This is a genomic window from Chelatococcus sp. GCM10030263 (genome assembly GCF_042666455.1).
Classification (GTDB): Bacteria; Pseudomonadota; Alphaproteobacteria; order Rhizobiales; family Beijerinckiaceae; genus Chelatococcus.
This window is the reverse complement of record NZ_JBHTDB010000003.1, coordinates 307,492-325,661: the sequence shown is the minus strand read 5'-3', so window position 1 is coordinate 325,661 and position 18,170 is coordinate 307,492. Positions and strand designations below refer to the sequence as shown.

General features: G+C 66.5%; 15 protein-coding genes. 14 read left to right on the top strand and 1 reads right to left on the bottom strand.

Annotated features, from left to right (window positions below; genetic code table 11):
* Positions 1-3 precede the first annotated feature (3 nt).
* The 14 genes from ftsW to ACFQU1_RS06135 all read left to right on the top strand — a co-directional run bounded on the left by ftsW (position 4) and on the right by ACFQU1_RS06135 (position 17,660).
* Positions 4-1,185 (top strand): putative lipid II flippase FtsW, encoded by a 1,182-nt coding sequence (gene ftsW, locus ACFQU1_RS06200; protein ID WP_378130394.1) that lies wholly within the window; start codon positions 4-6, stop codon positions 1,183-1,185.
* On the top strand, positions 1,175-2,323 hold the full coding sequence (murG, locus tag ACFQU1_RS06195; protein WP_378130392.1) for an undecaprenyldiphospho-muramoylpentapeptide beta-N-acetylglucosaminyltransferase: 1,149 nt from the start codon (positions 1,175-1,177) through the stop codon (positions 2,321-2,323). Before ftsW ends, murG begins: the two co-directional genes overlap by 11 nt.
* Positions 2,320-3,729: a UDP-N-acetylmuramate--L-alanine ligase gene (gene murC / locus ACFQU1_RS06190; RefSeq protein WP_378130390.1), complete on the top strand. Its 1,410-nt coding sequence runs from the start codon at positions 2,320-2,322 to the stop codon at positions 3,727-3,729. The genes murG and murC overlap by 4 nt, the downstream gene beginning before the upstream one ends.
* Before the next feature lie 93 nt (positions 3,730-3,822).
* A complete protein-coding gene (gene murB, locus ACFQU1_RS06185; RefSeq protein WP_378130388.1) occupies positions 3,823-4,743 on the top strand; it encodes a UDP-N-acetylmuramate dehydrogenase in 921 nt (306 codons plus the stop codon).
* Positions 4,744-4,852: 109 nt separating this feature from the next.
* Positions 4,853-5,776 (top strand): D-alanine--D-alanine ligase, encoded by a 924-nt coding sequence (locus ACFQU1_RS06180; RefSeq protein ID WP_378130386.1) that lies wholly within the window; start codon positions 4,853-4,855, stop codon positions 5,774-5,776.
* A gap of 83 nt (positions 5,777-5,859) precedes the next feature.
* Positions 5,860-6,702 carry a cell division protein FtsQ/DivIB gene (locus ACFQU1_RS06175; protein WP_378130384.1) on the top strand — a complete coding sequence of 281 codons (843 nt, stop codon included), beginning with the start codon at positions 5,860-5,862 and terminating at the stop codon, positions 6,700-6,702.
* Positions 6,699-8,036 carry a cell division protein FtsA gene (gene ftsA / locus ACFQU1_RS06170; protein WP_378130382.1) on the top strand — a complete coding sequence of 446 codons (1,338 nt, stop codon included), beginning with the start codon at positions 6,699-6,701 and terminating at the stop codon, positions 8,034-8,036. The genes ACFQU1_RS06175 and ftsA overlap by 4 nt, the downstream gene beginning before the upstream one ends.
* Positions 8,037-8,155: 119 nt before the next feature.
* Entirely contained in the window at positions 8,156-9,862 is a 1,707-nt protein-coding gene (gene ftsZ / locus ACFQU1_RS06165) for a cell division protein FtsZ (protein ID WP_378130380.1), read from the top strand.
* A 373-nt stretch (positions 9,863-10,235) separates the two neighbouring features.
* A complete protein-coding gene (gene lpxC, locus ACFQU1_RS06160) occupies positions 10,236-11,216 on the top strand; it encodes a UDP-3-O-acyl-N-acetylglucosamine deacetylase (RefSeq protein ID WP_378130378.1) in 981 nt (326 codons plus the stop codon).
* Positions 11,217-11,400: 184 nt separating this feature from the next.
* A complete protein-coding gene (locus ACFQU1_RS06155; protein WP_378131585.1) occupies positions 11,401-12,294 on the top strand; it encodes an outer membrane protein assembly factor BamD in 894 nt (297 codons plus the stop codon).
* A gap of 9 nt (positions 12,295-12,303) precedes the next feature.
* Positions 12,304-13,971 carry a DNA repair protein RecN gene (recN, locus tag ACFQU1_RS06150; protein ID WP_378130376.1) on the top strand — a complete coding sequence of 556 codons (1,668 nt, stop codon included), beginning with the start codon at positions 12,304-12,306 and terminating at the stop codon, positions 13,969-13,971.
* 1 nt (position 13,972) lies between these two features.
* On the top strand, positions 13,973-14,275 hold the full coding sequence (locus ACFQU1_RS06145) for a GIY-YIG nuclease family protein (RefSeq protein WP_378130373.1): 303 nt from the start codon (positions 13,973-13,975) through the stop codon (positions 14,273-14,275).
* Positions 14,276-14,397: 122 nt separating this feature from the next.
* Positions 14,398-16,530 carry an NAD-dependent DNA ligase LigA gene (ligA, locus tag ACFQU1_RS06140; RefSeq protein WP_378130371.1) on the top strand — a complete coding sequence of 711 codons (2,133 nt, stop codon included), beginning with the start codon at positions 14,398-14,400 and terminating at the stop codon, positions 16,528-16,530.
* 185 nt (positions 16,531-16,715) lie between these two features.
* A complete protein-coding gene (locus ACFQU1_RS06135; protein WP_378130369.1) occupies positions 16,716-17,660 on the top strand; it encodes a 50S ribosomal protein L11 methyltransferase in 945 nt (314 codons plus the stop codon).
* A gap of 168 nt (positions 17,661-17,828) precedes the next feature.
* Here ACFQU1_RS06135 and ACFQU1_RS06130 read toward each other — a convergent pair whose 3' ends face one another.
* Positions 17,829-18,044, bottom strand: a complete 216-nt coding sequence (locus ACFQU1_RS06130) for a hypothetical protein (protein ID WP_378130367.1) — start codon at positions 18,042-18,044, stop codon at positions 17,829-17,831.
* Between the last annotated feature and the right edge of the window lie 126 nt (positions 18,045-18,170).

Below are 18,170 nucleotides of genomic sequence, written 5' to 3'. Positions count from 1 at the left end.
CCCATGGCATCACGCGCTGAACGGACCCTTGTCGGCGAATGGTGGTGGACGGTCGACCGCACCATCCTCGTCGCGCTCGTGGTGCTGATGGTGGCCGGCCTCGTTCTCCTCATGGGCGGTGGCCCGCCGGTTGCCGAGCGGCTCGGCCTGCCGACCTTCCACTTCGTCAACCGGCAGATCATGTATCTCCTGCCCGCCGTCGCGACGATGGTGGTCGTGTCCTTTCTGCCGCCACGCTACGTGCGGCGCGTGGCGCTCGTCATCTTCTGCCTCGGCATCGCGATGATGATCGCCGCGCTCTATATCGGGCCGGAGGTCAAGGGCGCGCGGCGCTGGCTGACCCTTGCCGGCATCACCATCCAGCCGTCGGAATTCGTGAAGCCCGCCTTCGTCGTCATCACCGCCTGGCTCTTCGCCGAAGGCAGCCGCCGGCGCGACATGCCGGGCACGCTCCTCGCCATCCTCATCCTGCCCGTGACCATCGTGCCGCTGATCCTGCAGCCGGATATCGGCCAGACGATGCTGATCTCGATCGTCTGGGCCTGCCTCTTCTTCACCGCCGGCCTCCACATCTTCTGGGTCGCCGGCATCGGCGGAATGGGCGTTCTCGGCCTTGCGGTGGCCTATGAGTTCATCGCCCATGTGCGCGACCGCATCGAACGCTTCTTCGACAAGTCGGCCGGCGACACCTTCCAGATCGACACCGCGCTCGATGCCTTCGCGCAGGGCGGCTGGTTCGGCAAGGGCCCGGGCGAGGGCACCGTCAAGCGCATCCTGCCGGACGCCCATACGGACTTCATCTTCGCCGTCACGGCGGAGGAATTCGGCATTATCGTCTGTATCGCGCTCGTGCTCCTCTTCGCCTTCATCGTGCTGCGCGGGCTCTATCTCGCGCAGAAGAACGAGGAGCCGTTCTGCCGGCTCGCCGTCACCGGGCTCGTGACCCTCTTCGGGATCCAGGCCTGCATCAATATGATGGTGAACGTGCATCTCATCCCGGCGAAGGGCATGACCTTGCCCTTCGTCTCCTATGGCGGCTCCTCGCTTCTTTCGCTCGCGATCGGCATGGGCTTTCTCATTGCGCTCACGCGCAAGCGTCCGCGCGCCGAGATCCTCGACCGCATCGCGTCGCGCCGGGAACCGGAGACGCGCTCCTTCGGCAGCAGGACCGCGCATGACGCTTGAGGCCGAGCCCGAGACCAGGCAGGCACCACTCGTGCTGCTCGCCGCAGGCGGCACCGGGGGACATCTCTTTCCGGCCGAGGCGCTCGCCGAGCGGCTTGCCGCGCGCGGACTCCGGGTGGCGCTTGCGACGGACGGGCGGGCCGCGGCCTATGCCGGGTATTTCCCCGCCGAGAATATCTTCGTCATTCCCTCCGCTACGCCGTCGCGGCGTTCGCTGCCCGTCGCCATCAAGGCCGCGGTGACGCTCGGGCGGGGCATCTGGCGGGCACGGGCGCTCGTCAGGCGCATCCGGCCGGCGGTCACCGTCGGCTTCGGCGGCTATCCCTCCGTCCCGCCGCTGCTCGGGGCATCCTTCAACGCCATCCCGACCGTCATCCACGAGCAGAATGCGGTGCTCGGACGCGCCAACCGCTTTCTCGCGCCGCGCGCCACCGCCATAGCCACCGGCTTCGCGAATGTCGGCGGCTTGCACGATGGGCTGAGGGGCAAGGCCACGCAGACCGGCAATCCGGTGCGTCCGGCTGTGCTCGCAGCCGCGGCAACCGCCTTTTCGCCGGTTCCGGCCGGCGGGACTTTGCGCCTTCTCGTCACCGGCGGCAGCCAGGGCGCGCGGGTGATGAGCGATATCGTGCCGCCAGCCATCGAGCGGCTCTCCGCGGACGAGCGCGGGCGCCTCGCGATCGTGCAGCAGGCACGCGACGAGGACCTGGAGCGTGTGCGTGAGACCTATGCCCGCCTCGGCGTTGCCGCAGAGGTTGCGGCCTTCTTCAAGGACCTGCCGGAGCGCATGGCACAGGCGCATCTCGTCATCGGGCGGGCGGGTGCCTCCACCGTCGCGGAACTCGCGGTGATCGGCCGGCCGTCGATCCTCGTGCCCCTGCCGGGCGCGCTCGATCAGGACCAGGCCGCCAATGCCGCAACCCTCGGCAAAATCGAAGCGGCGACGGTGATCACCCAGGCCGATTTCACGCCGGAGCGGCTCGCCCGCGAACTGTCGGAGGCGCTTGCTCGACCCGAGCGCTTGACCCGTGCGGCCGAAGCGGCCAAGAGCGCCGGTATCCCTGATTCGGCCGAGCGGCTCGCGGACCTCGTTATTCGCATCGGCCGACTTGAATCGGCACTGGAGACCCGACGATGAAGCTGCCGCGCGAGCTCGGCCCCATCCATTTCATCGGCATCGGCGGCATCGGCATGTCCGGCATCGCCGAGGTGCTGATGAATCTCGGCTATACGGTGCAGGGCTCGGACGCCGGCGACAACGCTAATGTCGCGCGCTTGCGGGAAAAGGGGGCCAAGACCTTCGTCGGCCATGCGGCCGAGCATCTCGGCGCAGCCGAGGTGGTCGTGGTGTCCACCGCGATCCAGCGTGACAATCCCGAGCTCGTCGCGGCGCGCGAGAAGCGCCTGCCGGTGGTGCGTAGGGCCGAGATGCTGGCCGAGCTCATGCGGCTCAAAACCTGCGTGGCGATTGCCGGCACGCACGGCAAGACGACGACGACCTCGCTCGTCGCCACCCTGCTCGATGCCGGCAATTTCGACCCGACGGTCATCAACGGCGGCATCATCAATGCCTATGGCACCAATGCCCGGCTCGGCGCCGGCGACTGGATGGTGGTGGAGGCCGACGAATCCGACGGCACCTTCCTGAAGCTGCCGGCCGATGTCGCCATCGTCACCAATATCGACGCCGAGCATCTCGATCACTTCAAGACCTTCGACGCCATCAAGGCGGCCTTTCGCTCCTTCGTCGAGAACATTCCCTTCTACGGCTTTGCCGTCATGTGCATCGACCATCCGGTGGTGCAGGACCTGGTCGGCCACATCGAGGACCGGCACGTCATCACCTATGGGGAGAACCCGCAGGCGGATGTGCGGCTCGAGCTCCTCGATCTCAACGGCGGCAAGAGCCAGTTCCGCGTCACAATCCGCGACCGCAAGACCGGCGGCGAGACCACGCTCGACGAGCTTGTGCTGCCCATGCCGGGCCATCACAACGCCCTCAACGCGACGGCTGCCATCGCGGTCGCCTATGAGCTCGGCATGCCGCCGGAGGTGATCCGCACGGCTCTCGCGTCCTTCGGCGGGGTCAAGCGGCGCTTCACGCGCACGGGCGAGTGGAACGGCGTGACCATCTTCGATGATTACGGCCACCATCCGGTCGAGATCGCGGCGGTTCTCAAGGCGGCGCGCGCTTCGACCAAGGGACAGGTGATCGCGGTGATGCAGCCGCACCGCTATACGCGGCTTGCCTCGCTATTCGATTCCTTCTGCACCTGCTTCAACGACGCCGACGCGGTGATAATCGCGCCGGTCTATGCGGCGGGCGAGCAGCCGATCCCCGGCGCGGATCGGGACGGCCTGATCGCCGGGCTGAAGGCGCGTGGCCATCGCAATGTCGTGCCGCTGCCGGAGCCGGCGGCACTTGCCGGCATCGTGCGCTCCATGGCGCAGCCGGGCGATTACGTCATCTGTCTCGGCGCGGGCTCCATCACGGCCTGGGCCTATGCGCTGCCCGGCGACCTTGCGACGGGGGATGCGGCGTGATTTCGGGCGATCACCCCCACCCCTTTCCATCTCCACAGGGGGGAGGGGCGCGTCTGGCGTCGCGGATTTTGCAGGACGCAGGGGAGGGCGTGGATGACCTTTCCTGACATCACGTCGGATCTCCGGCAGGCCATGCCCGGCCTTCGCGGCACGCTCGAGGCCAATGCGCCGATGGCGCCGCTCTCCTGGTTCCGCACCGGCGGGCCGGCGCAGGTGCTGTTCACGCCGGCCGACGAGGATGATCTCGCGCTGTTTCTGGCCGCTGCGCCGCGCGACCTGCCGCTTCTCGTCGTCGGGCTCGGCTCCAATTTGCTGGTGCGCGACGGCGGCGTGCCCGGCATCGTGCTGCGGCTCGGCAAGGGCTTTTCCGCCATTGCGGTGGAGGCGGGGCATCGCGTCAGGGCAGGGGCTGCGGCCGCCGACGTCAAGGTGGCGCGGGCAGCGGCGGAGGCAGGGATCGACGGGCTCTCCTTCCTGCGCGGCATTCCCGGCGCGATCGGTGGAGCGCTCCGGATGAACGGTGGCGCCTATGGCGGTGAGACGGCGGACGTGCTCGTCGAGGCCCGCGCCATCGACCGGACGGGGCGTCGCCATGTGCTGTCGCTGACCGACATGGACTTCTCCTATCGCCATTGCGGCGCGGCCGACGATCTCGTCTTCACCGAGGCGCTGTTTGCCGGCCGGCCCGGTGATTCGGCCGAGATCCTGGCGCGCATGAACGCGATTACGGAGGCGCGCTCTTCCACCCAGCCGGTGAACACGCGTACCGGCGGCTCGACCTTCAAGAATCCGCCGGGCGCCAAGGCCTGGGAGCTCATCGATCGGGTCGGCGGCCGCGGCCTGAAGCGCGGCATGGCCCAGGTGTCGGAGCTGCACTGCAATTTCCTCGTCAATCTCGGTGGCGCGACCGCCTCCGACATCGAGGAACTCGGCGAAGAGTTGCGCCGGCGCGTGCGCGAAGAGACCGGCGTGATGCTCGAGTGGGAAATCAAGCGGGTCGGGGTGGCGGGCTGATCGTTCGGCGCGATCAGTGGCAGCGTTAACGCAAGGTTAACCAAAGGCGGTCGTTCTGGATCCCCGGATTCCTCGTAGGGAGAGGGCCGCGGGAAGGGCGGAGGGAATCATGACGCAACACGTCGCAGTGCTGATGGGGGGCTGGTCGGCGGAACGGGACGTTTCGCTCGCCTCCGGCACGGCCTGCGCCGGCGCGCTCGAGACGCGCGGCTATCGCGTCACCCGCGTCGATGTGGGCCGCGACATCGCCGCCGTGCTCGAACGGCTCAAGCCGGATGTCGCCTTCAACGCCCTGCACGGGCGGGTTGGAGAGGACGGCACCATCCAGGGCATCCTGGAGGTGGTGCGGATCCCCTATACGCATTCCGGCGTGCTGGCCTCGGCCCTCGCCATGAACAAGGACCGGGCCAAGGTCGTGATGAGCGCCGCCGGCGTGCCGGTGGCGCACGGGCGCGTCGTGACCCGGCACGAGGCGGCCGAGCGTCACGTCCTGCCGCCCCCCTATGTGTTGAAACCTGTGAACGAAGGCTCTTCCTTCGGCGTCATCATCGTGCGCGAGGACAGGAGCCACCCACCGCAGGAACTCTTGCGGCCGGACTGGCCGCACGGCGACCTTCTCCTGGCGGAACAGTATGTCGCCGGGCGGGAACTGACCTGCGCCGTGATGGGCGACAAAGCCCTCGACATCATCGATATCCGGCCGGCGACCGGCGCGTTCTACGACTATGATGCGAAATACGCCGAGGGTGGTTCAATTCACGTCCTGCCGGCCGAAATTAAACCGAATATTTACCAACAGGTTCAACAGTTGGCATTAACGGCGCATCAAGCCCTCGGCTGCCGAGGCGTCAGTCGCGCCGACTTTCGCTACGACGATCGCCCTGATGGAAGGGGAGAACTCGTGTGTTTGGAAGTGAATACCCAGCCGGGGATGACGGCGACGAGTCTCGTGCCCGAAGCGGCCGCTCACGCCGGTTATTCCTTCGGTGAGCTCGTGGAATGGATGGTGAAGGACGCTTCCTGCGACCGGTGAAGGCCGTGGGGGCAGGGGGTGTAGCCGGGAGTAGCAACGTGTCCGCGTCCATCTTCCGTTTCTTGAAAGGTCGGCGTGCGAGGATGCGCGCGCGCAGGGCCGCCATGTCGCCTCTGGCGCGGCATCTGCCGAGGGGCATGGGCAATCTCCTCGTCGGCGGCTTTTTCATTGCGGTCACCGCCTATGGATTCGTGCGCGGCGGCCATCTCGACGAATTCCGTCGCACCTATGGCGAGCCGCAGCACGCCATCGCCAGTGCCCTCGGCTTGGGCATCAAGGAAATCACCATTTCTGGGCTCGTCGAGCTGACGCCGACCGAGGTGCTCGGCGCCGCCGGCATCAGCCCGAAGGTTTCGCTGGCGCTGCTCGATGCGGCGGAGGTTCGGCGGCGGCTCGAACTCGTGCCGCTCATCAAGGAGGCCTCCGTCAGGAAGCTCTATCCCAACGAGCTGTCGATCAACATCGTCGAACGCAAGCCGAAGGCGCTGTGGCAGCGGAATGGCGAGTTATTCGTCGTCGCCGGCGACGGCACCGTCATCGACATGCTGAATGATCCGCGATTCGCCAGCCTGCCGCTGGTCGTGGGTGATCAAGCCAATCTTCATTCCAAGGACTATATCGCGCTGCGCGAAGCCGCCGGCGCGCTGAAGTCGCAGATCCGCGCGGGCATTCTGGTTGCCGGACACCGCTGGGATCTGAAGCTCTACAACGGCATGGACATCCGGCTTCCCGAGGAGGGCGCCGTTGCGGCGCTCACCCGGCTCGCGGCGCTGGAGCGCGACGAGCACATCTTGGAAAAGGATATCCTCTCCGTCGATCTCAGGATGCCCGACCGCCTCGTCATGCGCCTCAGCGAAGAGGCCGCGGCCGCCCGGGCAGCGCAGCTCACCAAGAAGAGCACCAAGCCGAAGGGGCCGGAAATATGAGCTTCAGCAACGGTCTCACGCCACGGCTGAAGCCGCTCTCGGCCCGCAAGAGCGCCATCCTTTCGGTGCTCGACGTCGGCACCAGCAAGGTGGTCTGCCTCATCGCCCAGCTCAATCCGGTGAGCGAAGGCGAGGCCCTCAAGGGGCGCACCCATCTCGCCCGCGTGCTCGGCATCGGCCATCAGCGTTCTCTGGGCTTGAAGGGCGGCATCGTGGTCGACCTCGAGGCGGCGGAGCAGTCCATCCGCCAGGCCGTCGATGCCGCCGAGCGCATGGCCAAGGTCGAAGTGCGGTCGATACTGGTCAATCTCACCGGCGGCCGCGCCGGCTCGCAGAGCTACAACGCGAATGTGGGCGTGCGCTCCGGCTCGGTGTCGAACGGCGACATCCACCGCGTGCTCGATGCGGCGAGCGCCTATAGCGTGCGTCCGGGGCGGGCGGTGCTGCACGCCCTGCCCACGGGCTTCTCGCTTGACGGCCAGTCCGGCATTCTCGATCCGGCCGGCATGATCGGCGGCAATCTCGGCGTGGACATGCATGTCGTGACCGCCGACAGCGCCGCCGCCCGCAATCTGATGCTCGCGGTCGAGCGCTGCCATCTCGATGTCGAAGCGGTCATCTCGACGCCCTATGCCGCCGGCCTTTCGGCGCTCGTCGACGACGAGGCGGAAATCGGGGCGACGCTCATCGATCTCGGCGGCGGCACGACGAGCGTCGGCGTCTTCGCCGGCGGCCATCTCGTCCATGTGGATGCGCTCGCCGTCGGCGGGCACCACGTGACCATGGACATAGCCCGGGGGCTTTCGACCCGTGTGGCGGTGGCGGAGCGGCTGAAGACTTTGTACGGCGCGGCGATCTCCTCCCCGTCCGACGAACGCGAGGTCATCTCCGTGCCGCAGGTCGACGAGGAAGAGCGCGACGTCGCCAATCACATGCCGAAGTCGAGCCTGGTGCGCATCATCAAGCCGCGGGTCGAGGAGATCCTGGAACTGGTGCGTGATCGGTTGCGCCGCGCGGGCTTTGCGACGGAAGCGGGCCGCCGGATCGTGCTGACGGGTGGGGCGAGCCAGCTGACCGGGCTGCCGGAAATGGCGCGGCGCATTCTCGGGAGCGAGAAGGGGCCGGGCCAGGTGCGGATCGGCCGGCCGCTCGGTGTGAAGGGATTGCCGGAAGCGGCAAAAGGGCCGGCGTTTTCGGTCGGAGTAGGCCTACTGGTCTATCCGCAGGTGGCCCATGTGGAGCATTTCGAACCCGGAGCCGGGAGCGTTTACCAGGGCACGGGGACGGATGGGTATCTGTCGCGTATGGGACGGTGGATCAAAGACAGTTTTTGACCGCCAAACTTTGACCGAACAAGAGCTTAGACCGAAGGCGGCGCGGCGGCCGCATTGAGGTCCGGATAGACGGAGAGGGCGCACAGCCGAGCGCCGTTCAGTACAAAAGAGGCCACGACATGGCGATCAATCTGCAAGCCCCGGACCTCCGGGAACTCAAGCCTCACATCACGGTGCTCGGCGTCGGCGGTGCTGGTGGCAATGCGGTCAACAACATGATCGACTCCGGCTTGGTGGGAGTCGAATTCGTCGTTGCGAATACGGACGCCCAGGCGCTGTCGAGCTCGCACTGCGAACGCATCATCCAAATGGGTATTCAGGTCACCGAGGGCCTGGGCGCCGGCTCGCAGCCGGAGATCGGGCGGGCGGCGGCCGAGGAGGTGATCGACGAAATCCGTGATCAGCTCTCCGGCGCCCATATGGTGTTCATCACCGCAGGCATGGGCGGCGGCACCGGCACAGGGGCGGCTCCGGTCATCGCCCGGGCCGCGCGCGACATGGGCATCCTCACCGTCGGCGTCGTGACCAAGCCCTTCCAGTTCGAGGGCGTGCGCCGCATGAAGGTGGCCGAATCGGGTATCTCCGAGCTGCAGAAGGCCGTTGATACGCTGATCGTCATCCCGAATCAGAACCTCTTCCGGGTCGCCAACGAACGCACGACCTTCGCCGATGCCTTCGCGATGGCGGACCAAGTGCTCTATTCGGGTGTTGCCTGCATCACCGACCTGATGGTGAAGGAAGGCCTCATCAATCTCGACTTCGCCGACGTGCGCGCCATCATGCGCGGCATGGGCAAGGCCATGATGGGCACGGGCGAGGCCTCGGGCGACAACCGTGCGATCACGGCTGCCGAGGCGGCCATCGCCAACCCGCTGCTCGACGACGTCTCGATGAAGGGCGCACGCGGCCTCCTCATCTCGATCACCGGCGGCAATGATCTCACCCTCTACGAGGTGGACGAGGCGGCAACCCGCATCCGCGAGGAGGTCGATCACGAGGCCAATATCATCCTCGGCGCGACCTTCGATGCGAGCCTCGACGGCGTCATCCGCGTCTCCGTGGTGGCGACCGGCATCGATCATGCCCTCGTCGAAAGCGAGCAGGACGTTTCGGCGACCGAGCAGCGCATTGCCGAAGTTGCCGAGCGCCTGCGGACGGAAGCGCGCCAGCGCTCGACCTCGGTGCCCGTCACAAGCCAGCCGATGATGAGCGAATCACCCGCGCAGATCGCCGAACAGGCCATCAGCGCGCAGCTTGCGATGCCCGCCGCGGAACTCGCGCCGCAGCAGGCCGCCGTCGTCCACCGTGATGTCATGATCGAGCCGGCGCAGCCCCGCCCGAGCATGATGGTGAGCCCGCCTGCCGCGCCGCAGCCGGTCGAGCCCATGCCCCAGTCGCAGCATTTCATCCCGCCGCAGGCCGAACGGGCGACCATCCGCCCGGCCCGCATGCCGCGGGTGGAGGAACTGCCGCTGCCGGCGCAGAACCAGATCCGCGCCAGCCGCGGTGAGACGGAAACCCGCAACGCCGCCGAATCGAAGCGCATGACGCTTCTGCAGCGCCTCGCCTCGGTTGGGCTCGGCCGCAAGGACGAGCCGGCGCCGGAGCCCCGTCCGCGTCAGGCGAACCCCGGCTATCAGCCGCAGGCACCGCAGCCGTCGCCGGCCCATGCGGAATATGCCAAGCGCCCGCAGCCGCAGGCGCCGCAGTCCTATCGCCCCGCCCAGGGCAATCTCGATCAGCACGGGCGTGCTCCGGCGCAACCTCGCCCTATGGATGATGATCAGCTGGAGATCCCGGCCTTCCTGCGCCGTCAGGCAAATTGATCACACACTTCCGCCCGATTCGCTGATGGCGTCGGGCGGCAGCAAAAGAATCGATTCGCGTAAAAGCCACGCTGCAGCCTCTTCGCCTTTGCGAAGGGGCTTGCGGCGTGGTGATTGGGGCAAGATCAGGGCGTGCAACGCGCCCAAGTGTAAATAATTGATTAATAAGTCGGAATCTGCGCACGGCTCTGCGGGGCGCAATGTTACACAGCGTAAACAAGCGTGATTTGGCCCAGAAAAAGGTGACGCGTATGGTGCGCCAGTCGTCAGCAAAGCAGAAGCTGATTGTCAGCAAATCTGGCGGTGTTGAGACGGCGATAGTTGCTTTTGTAACGAAGCCTCGTTGATCGAGGAAAAGGTCCGGACACGAATGATGCGATCCATCAAGCAGACGTCTCTTGCAGGGCCTGTGGCGCTCGATGGCATCGGTGTTCATTCCGGCGAGCCTGTCAGTCTCGCCCTCCATCCGGCCGATGCGGGCCACGGTATCGTTTTCCTGCGGACGGGACTGCCCGATGGGCGCGACCGGCTCATCGAGGCGGGCCATCTCGCGGTTTCCGCGACGGAGCTTTGCACCGTGCTCGGCGATGAGAGCCGCGGCGCGGTCTCCACCGTCGAACATCTCATGTCGGCGCTCGCTGGACTCGGCGTGGACAATGTCCTTGTAGAGATCGACGGTCCCGAGGTGCCGATCCTCGACGGCAGCGCCGCGCTGTTCGTCGACGCGATCACCCAGGTGGGCGTCGTTTCGCTCTCCGCGTCGCGCCGCTATGTCAAGGTCTTGAAGCCGGTCAGGATCGATCACGGGCGGGCCTTCGCCGAGCTCCTGCCTTACGAGCACGGCTTCCGGCTCGACGTCGAGATCAATTTCGACAGCCCCTTGATCGGCCGCCAGCGCAAGATCGTCGAGCTCGAGCCGAATGTCTATCGCCGCGAGATCGCCCGCGCGCGTACCTTCGGCTTCATGCGCGATGTCGAGCGCTATTGGAAAGCGGGCTTTGCCCTGGGTGCCTCCCTGGACAACACCGTCGCCATCGGCGAGGACGGGGTGGTCAATGCCGAGGGGCTGCGCTTCCCGGACGAATTCGTGCGCCACAAGCTGCTCGACGCGGTCGGCGATCTCGCCTTGTCCCAGTATCCGATCATCGGTGCCTACCGCTCCTATTGTGGCGGTCACCGCATGAATTTTGCGGTGCTTCAGGCGTTGTTCAGCGACCGGACCAACTACGCGCTCGTGGACGGCTCCAAGCTCACCACGGCCAAGTCGGAAGGCGTCAAGGCACGCCGCGAGGTCGGCCATGCCGACATGCCAGCCGGCATTGCGATGCCTGCTTTCGCTCCGGAAGTGAACTAAGCAGCGCATAGTGTCTGTTGTTGCGCGCTGGTGCCTTGGAAAGGTCGCTTTCCCCCTGAAGCTTCCGAATGGTCACCGGGTATGAATCGCGTCGCGCTTGGCGGCGGCTCGACCTTAGGTTAAACAGCCGAGGGTCGCGTCGACTGTGCTGGCGGATGCGCCGGTTTTGGAGGGTCGTCCAGGGATGGGTTCCGCATATTTGTCGAAGATCGGGCGAGGGGGTTGCCGCGCCGTGCTCGTGAGAGGCTTGGTGCTCGTGATCGCCGGCCTGCCGCTGGCCGGTTGCGATTCTCTCTCGTCGCTCAATCCGTTCGACAAGACGGAGAAATACAAGCCCGAGATCATTCCGCAGGTTCCAGCGGATCAACTCTACAATGATGGCTTGGCCCTTCTGGAGAAGGCAAGCTACGAGGACGCCGCCAAGAAGTTCGACGCTATCGATAAGCAGTATCCTTACTCGCAGTGGTCGCAGAAGGCCCTCATCATGAACACCTACGCCAATTATGAAGGCGGGTTGTATGATGATGCGGCCAATTCGGCTCGCCGTTACATCGCCCTGCATCCGGCTAGCCAGGATGCTGCCTACGCGCAGTATCTCATGGCGATGTCCTACTACAAGCAGGTGCCGGACGTGACGCGCGACCAGGACACCGCGGAAAAAGCGCTCGTTGCGCTGCAGGAGCTGGTCGACCGTTATCCGAAGTCGGAATATGTCGCCGACGCGAAGTTCAAGATCCAGGTGCTGCGCGACCAACTCGCCGCCAAGGAGATGGAAGTCGGTCGCTTCTATCTGAAGCAGCGCAACTATACCGCCGCCATCAACCGGTTCCGAGTGGTCATCAGCCGGTATCAGACGACGCGCCATACCGAGGAGGCGTTGGAGCGGCTGGTCGAGGCCTATATGTCGCTCGGCATCGTCAGCGAGGCGCAGACGGCGGCGGCCGTGCTCGGCCATAACTACCCCGACAGCCAATGGTACAAGGATGCCTACGCGCTGCTCGCTAAAGGCGGTGTCGAACCGCGCGAAGACACGGGCTCCTGGATCAGCAAGCTGTTCAGCGGGGGCCGCCTGGGCTGAGATCGGCGCATGCTGATCCAGCTCACCATTCGCGATATCGTCCTGATCGACCGGCTCGATCTCGTTTTCGCCGGTGGGCTCAGTGTCTTGACCGGCGAGACGGGCGCCGGCAAGTCCATCCTCCTCGATGCTTTCGCGCTCGCCCTCGGCGGGCGCGGTGATGGCTCGCTCGTGCGCCACGGGCAGCCGCAAGGCCAGGTCACGGCCGTGTTCGACATCCCGACTAATCATCCCGCGCGGCGCCTGACCGCTTCTTCCGACATCGATATCGACGGCGATCTGATCCTGCGGCGGGTGCAATATGCCGATGGCCGCACGCGCGCCTTCGTCAATGATCAGCCGGTGAGCGTGCAGACGCTGCGGGGGATCGGCGGCACGCTGGTCGAGATCCACGGCCAGCACGACGACCGGGCTCTGGTCGATCCCGCCGAGCATCGGGCGCTGCTCGACGCCTTCGGCGGGCACGGGGCCCAGGTAACGGCCGTGCGCGAGGCCTATGCGCAGCTCAGCCAGGCACGTGCCGCACTGAAGCTCCACACCGAACGCATGGAGACGGCACGCAAGGAAACCGACTTCCTGCGCCATGCCGTGGACGAACTCACGAAGCTCGCCCCCGAGCCGGGCGAGGAGGAGCGTCTCGCCGAGCGCAGGCAGGCCATGATGCAGGCCGAGAAGGTTGCCAAGGAGCTCGCCGAGGCCTTCGATGCAGTGGCGGGCGGGAGTTCGCCGGTCCCGGTTCTCTCGGCAGCTGTCCGGCGGCTGGAGCGGCGCGGCACGCAGGCGCCGCAGCTCGTGGACCCCTGCGTCAAGGCGCTCGATGCGGCGCTCGTCGCCCTCGACGAGGCGCGCGGTGTCCTGGAGAGCGCGCTGCGCGAGGCCGATTTCGATCCGCGTGAGCTGGAGACGGCGGAGGAGCGGCTGTTCGCCCTGCGAGGCGCCGCGCGCAAATACGACGTTCCGGCGGATGATCTCGCCGCGCTGCGCGAGCGCTATGCGGCGGATCTCGCCGGTATCGACGCCGGTGAGGCGGAGCTCGTCGCGCTCGAGGTGGCCGTATCCGACGCCGAGACCCTCTATGCGGAGCGCGCCCGCGAGCTCAGCGCCGCGCGCCGCGCGACCGCGCAGACGCTCGATGCGGCGGTCGCCGCTGAACTGCCACCGCTGAAGCTGGAGCGTGCGCGCTTCATCACGCGGGTCGATGTGGACGAGGCGGCGCGGCTGCCGGACGGCTACGACCGCGTGGAATTCTGGGTCGAGACCAATCCCGGGACGCGACCGGGGCCGCTGATGAAGGTCGCCTCGGGCGGCGAGCTCTCGCGCTTCATGCTGGCGCTGAAGGTGGTGCTTGCCGACCGCGGATCGGCGCCGACGCTCGTCTTCGACGAGATCGACACCGGCGTCGGCGGGGCGGTGGCGGATGCCATCGGCGGGCGGCTCGGGCGGCTTGCGCGCCAGGTGCAGGTGATCGCCGTCACCCATGCCCCGCAGGTGGCGGCGCGCGCCTTGAGCCACTTCCTCATCGCTAAGGAGGCGGCCGCGGCCGACCGTGTCGCGACGCGCGTGGTGCCGCTCGCCGCCGAAACCCGCCGCGAAGAGATCGCGCGCATGCTCGCCGGCGCCACCATCACCGAGGAGGCCCGCGCCGCCGCCGCAAGGCTCCTGGAGGCCGCCGGGTGAGGTGAGTCCGCAGGGCGTTAGCTACTGGACCTACATCATGGCCAATGGCCAGCACGGAACGCTCTATGTCGGTGTGACCAACGACCTGTCTCGTCGGGTGTTCGAGCACAAGCAAGGCTGGGGGAGCGCCTTCGTGCGGCGCCATCGAGTGACCCGGCTCGTCTGGTATGAGGAGTACCCCGATCCTGTTTCGGCGATCGCCCGTGAAAAGCAACTAAAGAAATGGCATCGTGCGTGGAAGACGCGTCTCATCGAGGAGATGAACCCGCTCTGGATTGATCTTTACCCGACCCTCAATCTATAGGGTCGCCCCGGCCTTGGGCCGGGGCCCAGAACCGATGCCGAGACTCGTCGATTCGCGACATCGGTTCTGGGTCCCGGGCTTGCGCCAAGCGCAACCCGGGACGACACGGAACACCGAGCCCCATGCCGACCGAAAACAACCTTCGCTCCGTCGCTGTTGCCGTCCTCACCCCGCGCGAGGCCAAACGCGAATATGAGGCCTTGGCGGCGGAGATCGCCGGCCACGACCGCCGCTATTACCAAGAGGACGCGCCGACCGTCTCGGATGCGGACTATGACGCGCTGCGTCGCCGCTACGAGGAGATCGAGGGGCGCTTCCCCGAGCTCAAGACCGCCGAGAGCTTGTCGGAAAAGGTCGGCGCCAAGCCTTCGGAGAAATTCGCCAAGATCCGGCACCGCGTGCCGATGCTGTCGCTCGCCAACGGCTTCGCCGATGACGACGTGCGCGACTTCGTCGCCCGCATCCGCCGCTTTCTCGATTTGAAGCCCGAACAGCCGCTTGCCTTCACCGCCGAGCCGAAGATCGACGGCCTGTCGCTCAGCCTGCGCTATGAGGGCAGGAAGCTGGTCAGCGCCGCGACCCGCGGCGACGGCGAGGAAGGCGAGGAGGTTACCGCCAATGCGCGCACGGTCGGCGACATTCCGCAGCAGCTCACGGGTCCCGACGTGCCGGAGGTGATCGAGGTGCGCGGCGAGGTCTATATGCGCCACAGCGACTTTGCCGCCATGAACGAGCGCCAGGCCGCGCTCGGCAAGCAGATTTTCGCCAATCCGCGCAATGCAGCCGCCGGGTCGCTGCGGCAGCTCGATCCGTCCATTACCGCGTCGCGGCCGCTCGCCTTCTTCGCCTATGCCTGGGGGGACCGCACGGCGCTGCCGGCCGATACGCAGATGGGCGTGATCGAGGGCTTCGGCCGCTGGGGCTTCCGCGTCAATCCGTTGATGAAGCGCTGCGAAAGCGTTGAGGAGCTTCTCGCCCATTATCACGCCATCGAGGCCGAACGGGCCAACCTCGGCTATGACATCGACGGCGTCGTCTACAAGGTCGACAGCCTCGCGCTGCAGGGCAGGCTCGGCTTCGTGTCGCGGGCGCCGCGCTGGGCTCTTGCTCACAAATTCCCGGCCGAACAGGCGATGACGACGCTAACCGCCATCGAGATCCAGGTCGGCCGCACGGGTTCGCTAACGCCGGTTGCCAAGCTCAAGCCCGTCACCGTCGGCGGCGTGGTCGTCGCCAATGCCACCTTGCACAACGAGGACGAGATCGCCCGGAAGGACGTGCGCATCGGCGACACGGTCGTGGTGCAGCGGGCGGGCGACGTCATCCCGCAGGTCGTCTCGGTGGTCTTGGACAAGCGGCCGCCCGAGGCCGTGCCTTACGTCTTTCCCACCAGCTGCCCGGTCTGCGGCAGCCATGCCGTGCGCGAGATTAATCCGCGCACCGGCCGGGAGGATGTGGTGCGGCGCTGCACCGGCGGGCTCATCTGTGCCGCCCAGGCCATGGAGCGCCTGAAGCATTTCGTGTCACGGGACGCCTTCGACATCGACGGCCTCGGCGACAAGCAGGTCGAGTTGTTCTTCCGCGAGGGGCTCGTCAGGGCGCCGCAGGACATCTTTGCGTTGGAGGCACGGGACCGGGCGAGCCTGCAGAAGCTCAAGGACCGCGAGGGCTTCGGCGAGACGAGCGTGCGCAATCTCTTCGCCGCCATCGAGGCCCGTCGGCGCGTGCCGCTCAACCGCTTCATCTTCGCGCTCGGCATCCGGCATGTCGGCGAGACCACGGCGCGGCTGCTCGCCCGCCATTTCGGCTCCTTCGACGCGCTACGCGAGACGGCGACGCGCGCCGCCGATCGCACGAGCGATGCCTGGCAGGAACTCACGGCGATCGAGGGCATCGGCGTGATCGTGGCGGAGGCGATCGTCGATTTCTTCGCGGAAGAGCATAACCAGACGACACTCGACGCCATTCTTGCCGAGGTGACGCCGGAGCCGATGGAAGCGGTGACGACGGACAGCCCCGTCGCCGGCAAGACGGTGGTGTTCACCGGCGCGCTCGAGCGGATGTCACGCGACGAAGCCAAAGCAATGGCCGAGAGCCTCGGCGCCAAGGTGGCGGGCTCGGTCTCGAAGAAGACGGATCTGGTGGTGGCAGGGCCGGGCGCCGGCTCCAAGCTCGCCAAGGCCAAGGAATTCGACGTCGAGGTGATCGACGAGGACGCCTGGCTGAAGCTGGTGGGGCGGCTGCCCGAGGAATAATCGAAGCGCCCGTTCACCTCTCCTCGCAAGGATGTCGGATTTATCCGACTTCCTGATCGGGAAAGCGCAACGCGGGAGCACCCGAGTGGCGACCGACCTGTACTGACCCCAGCCGAGATACGCGGCGCGTGACTTTGCCGCCGCGCTGTGGTCACTGCGGGAAGTTTCCCAAATGGTCACGATCAATGCTCGAAGGTCTGCCGCCTCACAAACCCACCCATGTGCTGCGCATCGAGACGGATGCGGACTCGGCGCGTCGCATGACGGATCTTCTCGGCGAAATCTTCGATCCCGCCGAGACGGCGGTTGCCGCCTTCGAGGGTGTCGACAATGGGCCATGGCTGCTGGAGGCCTATTTCTCGCGCCCGCCTGATGAGCCAGCCATTCGCGACCTCCTGCGCCTCATCGTCGGTCATCGCGCCGATGACGCGGTGTTCGGGGAGGTGGAGGCGAGGGATTGGGTCAGGACCAGCCTGGAAGGATTGAAGCCCGTCCGTGCCGGCCGCTTCCTGGTGCATGGTGGGCACGACCGGGAAGTAGCAAAGGCCAATGATATCGCGCTGGAGATCGAGGCGGCGCTCGCCTTCGGCACGGGGCATCACGGCACGACGCTCGGCTGCCTCTTGGCGCTTGCCGCCATGCTGAAGCAGCGGCGACCGCGCCATGTGCTCGATGTCGGCACAGGCACGGGCATCCTCGCCATCGCGGCGGCCAAGGCGCTGAAACAAAGGGTGGTGGCTGGGGATATCGACCCGGTGGCGGTCGCGGTGGCGCGCAGCAACGCCAGGCTCAATGGCGCGGCGCGCGACCTGCGCTTCTATGTGGCGCCCGGCGTTCGCCATGCTATGGCGGTGCGCAGGCGCTATTTCGACCTCGTCTTCGCCAATATCCTGGCGAAGCCGCTCCGGCGGCTTGCACCGTCCATTGCCGCGGTCGTGGCGGCGGACGGCATGCTCGTACTGTCGGGACTGTTGCCGGGAGATGTGCCCGGCGTGCTCACGGCCTATGCAGCCCAGGGGCTGCGGCTCGTCGAACAAAGACAGCGCGAGGGCTGGGCGACGCTGTGCCTCAAACGAGGCGGCGCCGCACCACGGCCGATACGCGCTGTCGCGCATTCACCTCACAGGTGAGGGTAGCGCTTCTGCATGGCGCGCTGGAGCTCCACCGCCTCGGTGAAGATCTCGTGCGCCGTCTTGAGGGCACGCATGACGTTGTTGAAGAGGGCCACGATAACCATCGGTCAAGCTCCGTAGAGTGGCGCCAAGGAACCGGATGACCGGGGCCTGGGACGCGTTCAGTTACTGCTTTGCACTGTCGGCCGGCTGGGCATCGAGGTGGTGCGCCAGCAGAGGGTGGTACATGTCGAGGTAGCGCTGGGCCTTTTCCATCTGGGCGGCCTCGAACCGCGCCCACAGGCGGGCGAACCAGCCGGGCTTGCCGGCATCCCGGCCCGCATCGCCGACATAGGCACTCGCAAGGCGGGAATTCGCAAACTCGGTCGCAATCTGGGACATCGTCCAACTCCAATTCGAGGGGGATGACTGGCGCGATCACTTCGCGATCATTTGGCCATCCCCGATGCCTCACAACATAGGTGATGTTGCATGTGCGAAGAAGATGGGTCAGCGCATGTGACCTAA